The sequence below is a fragment of the Dolichospermum sp. LEGE 00240 genome, assembly GCF_015207875.1.
GTDB classification, from domain to species: domain Bacteria; phylum Cyanobacteriota; class Cyanobacteriia; order Cyanobacteriales; family Nostocaceae; genus Dolichospermum; species Dolichospermum gracile.
Window position 1 is genome coordinate 21,233 of the sequence record NZ_JADEVZ010000068.1, and the last position, 6,747, is coordinate 27,979.

Consider the following 6,747-nt stretch of genomic DNA (forward strand, 5'->3'; position numbering starts at 1 on the left):
GATTCTACGGTTTATTGGTAGCCGTAGGACTGGGAGATTGTGATGGTGTACTGGTAGGTGGAGATGGTTTAAAAATAGGAATCCAGCCAACTATACCTGAGAGTAATGTCCCAATAGCAGCAATTCCAGCTATAACCAATGTCCAGAACTGGATGTTTTTATCCCAACTCCAATCAAGTATAGGCTTTGGTTTTTTTTCAGTTCCACCTAAAGAGTCAAGCCATTTTTTTACTGATTGCGATCGCTCTTGGGGATTTAGTTTCATCCCTGTTAAAATTGCTTGGTTAATGCGATCGCTAATTTTGGGATTAATTTCTTTTGGTTCTTGTAAATGAATATTATCCAGTTTACGTTTGAGAGCATCTACAGGAATTTTTCCAGTCAAAAGCACATAAAGAGTTGCAGCCAAAGAATAAATATCACTGGCTTGAGTTGGTTTAGTGCCTTTAACATAAAGCTCAGGAGATGTAAATCCAGGGGCATTTTCTTCGGCTCGTCGCGTGGTTAATTCATGGTCAAAATCTAGAGCCAAATCAAAATCAATGAGTACAGCTTCAGGTTTTCCCCCACGCAAAATAATATTTTCTGGTTGCACATCTCCATGAATCAAGTTATTGTCATGTACAACTGTCAAAGCTTCCCCAATTTGCCGAATGTAAACTAATGCTTCTTGTTCAGGAAGTTGTAGTTGGTCACGTTCAGCTAAGTTTAATCCGGCCACATATTCCATTACCAAACAGGAAGACTCTGCTTCTTTAAAAGGTTCGGAAAATTTAACAATATGTTGATGCTGACAGCGCGTAAGTTTGACTGCTTCTTGCAAAAACATCGTTTCTAGCCGTTCCCGATCTGATTGATTCAGGGATGTGAGTAAATTAATATCTAAGGTTTTGATAATTTGGCGATCGCTATTTTTATTTTTAACCAAATAAGTAATCCCGAAGCGTCCCCTTCTTAATTCTTTCTCAACGGTGTATTTTCCACCTTGCAACTGATCACCTGCTACCCAAGCCATTTTTGCAACTCCCCAATTACTTGGATTAATTTTCGCACAAAAAGCTTGTGTAGTCTCTATATAGGGCTTGCTGAATAAAGCTAAAACTTTTTAATAAGAGAGTGTTGGTTTCCGACCTGTTCCCTTCTCTCTCTACGAGACGCTACACGAACGAGCTACGCACATTAGTCAGGGAACTGTAGTCAACTCACGCCCCATTCATCCCCCGCTCCTAAGAGTGAGCGGGGGGCTTCTGTCGGGAAAGCTAACTACATTATTCGTCAATCTGCCAAGCATCCTTGGTATATTCTTCATCAAGGACTTTCTTGGGACGGACTAAGACAATCATTTTTCCTAACAGGGGAATTGCTGGTGCGGTTTCAAACCATTGAAAGTCAATACTATCGCCGTTTTCAAACACAAAGTAATTGGAAATATCCCATTCTCTTTGAGCGCGATCTATAACGATCATAATCGGTTCAACTTTATTTTGATGGGGGTTGGGGAAAATATCGCTATTACCAATGACAACTACAGGATCTTCTGCATTTAGTAGCACTTTCCAACCTGGTAAAGATACCCAAGCTTGTTCTCCGGCAAATTTAACAATCCGAAATGGTTGAATTTCGGTAATAAATGGTACAGCTTTTAATTCCTGTGATGTTAATGGTAACTCGCCTACAACTGGTAAAATCCGGGGTAAATCTTCATCAATTTCTAGCCGATAAAATGGTAAAATCGGCGGTGCTACTTTAGCCGTAACGCTAAAATCCATTAACAGTTGTTCTAGTTGTTTTCTAGCTGTTTCGGAGTGAGCAAAGCGTAATCCCTTGGCAATTAAGCGCGATCGCTCGGATAAGTCAGATTTTTGTTTAGCATATTTCCAGGATTGATAGGCGATCGCATCTCCTGGATGTTTACTAAAACCTTCGGGTAAAGTAGGAAACCAAGAATAGTCTTTCACTGCTTTGGCTATATCCCTGACTACATCGGCATCAAGTTTGTATTGATATGTCAAATCCGCAGTCCTGGCTCGGTCTTCTTGGGTTAATCCACGCAATTCATATAAGACATCACTACTCTTGGTGCTATAATATGCCAATGTTGCCGATGATGAGCCACATTTTTCCAGAGAATTATAAACCTGAGAGCCAACAATTACCTGATTTTGTTGAATTGGTTCAAATCCAGTGGCTTCAAAGATGTCTTGGGGATTGTAACCATTTTTTTGCAGGTAGGCGATCGCTTGTCCCCATTCCACCCAAGTCCCCTGTTTTTGTCTCAGCTTGACTAATAATTCTGTGGCTGTTTCTTGGTCAGGATTTGGCAAATTGGGCTGTATTTCGGTCATAATTAAAGGGTGCGTCTTAAAAAGTTAATACTGTCTGATGAGCGTGAAGAAATATAAAGTTGGGAAACTATTTTCTTCTCTTATGTGTATTTTGACTTATTACTCATGAAAGTAGTCAGAAGAAAATAAGTGAGATATATAGTTGTAGAATTAGTGTATCAAAGAAATTTGCATCTCACTTGAGTTTTCAGCAACTATTTTTAACATCATACAGATAGAAAATATAACAAAATAGCAGTTAACACGAATATATTTATGGATAAACCCAATTTTCAATCCAACCAAGTTCGCCGTCAACGCCTAACCCCTGAAAGTGCCAAAAAACTTAATGTTCCCTATTCCCTCAACAAATGAGTAACGAAGTCCGCGCTATATTTAATCGTATTGCTCCTGTTTATGACCAACTTAACGATCAGTTAAGCTTGGGACAACACCGCATTTGGAAAGAAATGACAGTCAAATGGAGCGCGGCTAAACCTGGTGATACTGGTTTAGATTTGTGTTGTGGTAGTGGGGATTTAACTTTTCGGTTAGCACGTCATGTAGGGAAAATAGGCCAAGTTTATGGAGTAGATTTTTCGGCTAATTTACTGAATTTTGCTCAAGAACGCTGCAAAAACTACCATCCCCAACCTCCTATTACTTGGATAGAAGCAGATGTCTTAAATTTACCTTTTGATGATAATTATTTTGATGCAGCCACGATGGGGTATGGATTAAGAAATGTTAAAGATATTCCCGGTAGTCTCCAAGAAATACACCGTGTTCTCAAACCAGGTGCAAAAGCCGCCATTTTAGACTTTCATCGTCCCCACAATCAACAGTATCGCGCTGTGCAACAGTGGTACTTGGATAATCTGGTAGTTCCCATAGCTACTAATCTAGGCTTAAAAGACGAATATGCTTATATTAGCCCTAGTTTAGACCGATTTCCCACTGGGAAGGAGCAAATAGAGTTAGCTATTGAAGTCGGTTTTATAAATGCCACACATTACCCCATTGCTAACGGTATGATGGGAGTATTAGTAGTAATTAGGTGATTGGTGATTGGTGATTGAAATTAGGATACAAGAAACAAAATAAATGTTTTCTTTAATATCCCTGATCTAATCCATTACAAATTACGAATTACGAATTACGAATTACAAATTACCCATTACCTAATCCAAAAGCCTGTGGATTTGTCTAGAATTTTATTATATATATCTCCCCCCGTTCTGGGTGGATTAATTGGCTATTACACCAACGACATAGCCATAAAAATGTTATTTCGTCCCTATAAAGCCGTTTATATTTTTGGACGAAAAGTACCGTTTACTCCTGGTTTAATTCCTAGTAATCAGGAACGGTTAGGACAGAATATTGCTAATGCGATTATGAAATCGCTACTGACTCCAGAAGAAATGCAAAATCTGGCGCGGAGACTCCTGGAAACTGAACGGCTACAAAGTGGAATTTTCTGGTTATTACGTTTGGTTGTTGATCAAGTTAAAGGTGATAAAAACCCTCGCAGCACTAAGATTTTAGCGGGAATTTTACGTGATTTACTGGGGGAATCTTTACCCCGTCTTTTGAAGGTTTTAGCGCGACAGGAAACATTTTTAGAAACGCAAATTAACCAAATATTTGATAAGGTATTACTGGAGTTTCAACTCAGGGAAGAACAATCTGTTCGGTTAGCTGATTGGTTACTAGAGGTGGTTTTACCTTCGGATAGATTACGACAAGTTATTATTGATTTTCTCACAGATCGGACAATTCAAACTATTGATGAAAGTTTTCGAGAAAAAACCAGTGGTACTTATTGGGTAGTGGCAAATCTGTTTGGGTTGAAAAATACTTTAACTCGATTACGGACATTTTGCTTAGATGAGAAAGAAGCAACTAACAAGCGATTGCAAGAATTAATCAAAGATCTAAAAATGCGCGATCGCATTAAGGAATTGTTACAAAATTTATCTTTGCAAAATCTCCCCGTCGGTACGGTGCGTCAACTACGAAAAACGATTAGAGATAGTGTGCGTCAATATTTGCAAAATAGTGGTGGTGATTTACTCAAAGAATTAACAGAATCGGCTGATTGGGAAAGGATTTCTATTGTCTTGTTAAATCGGTTAAGTAATTCAGCCGTTGTTAACACTTCCTTAGAAGTTGTGGCACGGGATTTAGCATTAATTTTAGAAAAGTATCTCGAAAAAGATTTAGAGGTGATTGTCGCTCAAGCAATTCCTATTTTATCTATAGATCAAGTAATTGTAGAACGAGTCAAAGCTACTTCCCCGGCTGAGTTAGAAGATGCAATTGAGGGAATTGTCAGAAATGAATTACAAGCAATTGTTACTTTGGGTGGTATTTTAGGTTTTGTTGTTGGTTTGTTGCAATTAGGATTTTTATTTTTGAATCAATCTATGTAATGGGTAATGGGTAATGGGTAATTGGTGATTGGTAATTGGTGATTTATACTAACAACTGACAACTAACAACTGACAACTAACAAATCAAGATTGTTGTTTACCCTTAGAGGCACAGTTTTTTTGCCAGCATCGTTCTAAAAGTTGAATTTGCCAAAGCATAGCAAACCGTTGGGGATTCCAGATAATTTGAATATGATGACTAAATAATGGCTGGTTTAAATATTGCCACAGAGGAAAGTTAATTTTTGTATATTTGGGATTCATGGGAGGAAAATACTATATAATTAACAGCTTTAGAAGTATTTGGCAATCTAGTTAATAAATTGCGACTACTTAGGGCTTGCCGAAAAAACGTAAAACGTAAATGAATCAAAGGTTTGAGGTTGATAAAAAGGAAAATAGTTGCAAGGTTTTTGAGGAGGAGTAGCACCAAAACGGAGCATTTTACCTCTAATAAACTTAAAAGTTTGGGGGTGACAGATAGCTAAAACTGTCACCTGTCAACTGTCACCTGTCACCTCTCTTCACTAGAAGACTTATTCAGCAAACCCTACTTATACCTTCATAATTTGAGATTAAACTAATATTTAACAATTGTCTTTGTGGAAATTACGGAAGTTAAAAAACTTAACTTTTGTAAGAGTTAAAAAAATATCAGCAAATCCCGAATTTCTTGCTGGTTAATATGTTATTCCGTGTTTTTTGTTTTCAATGGTAACTATAGCTACATTGCTTTACTTATAATAAATCAAGCAAAAATGGTATAATACGTACTTTATGCTTCTCGCAGGAGCATCAGCACGGCCTTTTTTTTAGTCAACCCAATATTTGATATGCAGTTAGAAGAAATTTTATCGGAACTAGAAAACAATACTGGAGTATTTCCTCGTCTAGCTGTGGAAAGAGCTATTGCAGAACAGGAAGCTATTACTCCTTTGTTGTTAGCAACCTTGGAAGAATGCAAAAACAATCTGGAGGAATTACTTGAGGAAGAAGAATATATCTTGCATCTTTATGCTTTATATTTATTAGCACAATTTAGAGAGGCTAAAGCTTATCCGCTAATTATTGACTTTTTTTCAATTCCGGGGGATATCACACTAGATTTCACTGGAGATGTAGTCACTGAAGATTTACCAAGAATTCTGGCTTGTGTTTGTCATGGAAATATTGAGCCAATTAAGCAACTAATAGAAAATCAAGAAGCTAATGAATATGTGAGAGATGCGGCTCTACAATCTTTAGTCGTTCTCGTTGTGCAAGGAATGCTTCCTAGAGATCAGGTTATTCAATATTATGATGAACTTTTTACAACTAAATTTGCCAATGAACCTGATGATTCGTTTGTTTGGACTCATTTAGTAATTAATAGTACGGATATTTGTCCTATTGAATTAAAGCATCATATTGACAAACTTTATGAACAAGATGTAATTGATAGGTGGTTTATAAGTCAAGAAAATGTAAATGATGCTATTGAAATGGGTGTAGAAGCTGCCTTAGCTAAACTGCAAAAGAATCAACGTTATTCTTGGATTGATGATACTGTATCAGAAATGGAATGTTGGGCTTGTTTTCGAGCTAATACAGATAATAAAAGGGATATGTCGTCGCTATTAGAAAACTTTAAGTCATCAAATAAAAACTATGTTTCTCCCATTGCTTTGGAAAGAGTTGATGGTTTCTTAAGAACAAATACAGATAAAGCTAAAGCTAATAAAAAGAAAAAAATGCAGAAAGAGTCTCGAAAGAAAAATCGTTCTAAGAAAAAATAATTTCCCAAGGGAGTCAGGACTTACGCAACTGGCACATTAGTAGGGTGCGTCAGATATCAACAATCTGGTTATTTGCAGTATTTATGCCGTCTGACACACCTTACAACAGATTTTTAGAAACCCCAATTAAGGGCGGGGAAACCCCAATTAAGGTCGGGGAAACCCCAATTAAGGGCGGGGAAACCCCAATTAAGGGCGGGGAAACCCCAATTA

6 protein-coding genes are annotated in these 6,747 nt (G+C 37.4%); 3 read left to right on the forward strand and 3 right to left on the reverse strand.

The genetic code is table 11. The features are described from left to right. Positions 1-4: 4 nt before the first annotated feature. Entirely contained in the window at positions 5-1,015 is a 1,011-nt protein-coding gene (locus tag IQ226_RS19175; RefSeq protein WP_193897999.1) for a serine/threonine-protein kinase, read from the reverse strand. 253 nt (positions 1,016-1,268) lie between these two features. Continuing rightward, complete coding sequence (locus IQ226_RS19180) at positions 1,269-2,345, reverse strand: RuBisCO accumulation factor 1 (RefSeq protein WP_193898001.1); 1,077 nt, start codon at positions 2,343-2,345, stop codon at positions 1,269-1,271. A 350-nt stretch (positions 2,346-2,695) separates the two neighbouring features. Between IQ226_RS19180 and ubiE the strand changes: the two genes are divergently transcribed. Continuing rightward, positions 2,696-3,385: a bifunctional demethylmenaquinone methyltransferase/2-methoxy-6-polyprenyl-1,4-benzoquinol methylase UbiE gene (gene ubiE, locus IQ226_RS19185; RefSeq protein WP_193898003.1), complete on the forward strand. Its 690-nt coding sequence runs from the start codon at positions 2,696-2,698 to the stop codon at positions 3,383-3,385. A 135-nt stretch (positions 3,386-3,520) separates the two neighbouring features. Further along, positions 3,521-4,759, forward strand: a complete 1,239-nt coding sequence (locus tag IQ226_RS19190; RefSeq protein ID WP_193898005.1) for a DUF445 family protein — start codon at positions 3,521-3,523, stop codon at positions 4,757-4,759. 84 nt (positions 4,760-4,843) lie between these two features. Here the strand turns inward: IQ226_RS19190 and IQ226_RS19195 are convergent, their stop codons facing one another. Then, a complete protein-coding gene (locus IQ226_RS19195) occupies positions 4,844-5,023 on the reverse strand; it encodes a hypothetical protein (protein WP_193898007.1) in 180 nt (59 codons plus the stop codon). A 569-nt stretch (positions 5,024-5,592) separates the two neighbouring features. Between IQ226_RS19195 and IQ226_RS19200 the strand changes: the two genes are divergently transcribed. Next, the gene (locus IQ226_RS19200) at positions 5,593-6,534 is read left to right on the forward strand and encodes a DUF1186 domain-containing protein (protein WP_193898010.1); all 942 of its coding nucleotides are present in this window, start codon (positions 5,593-5,595) and stop codon (positions 6,532-6,534) included. Positions 6,535-6,747: the final 213 nt, after the last annotated feature.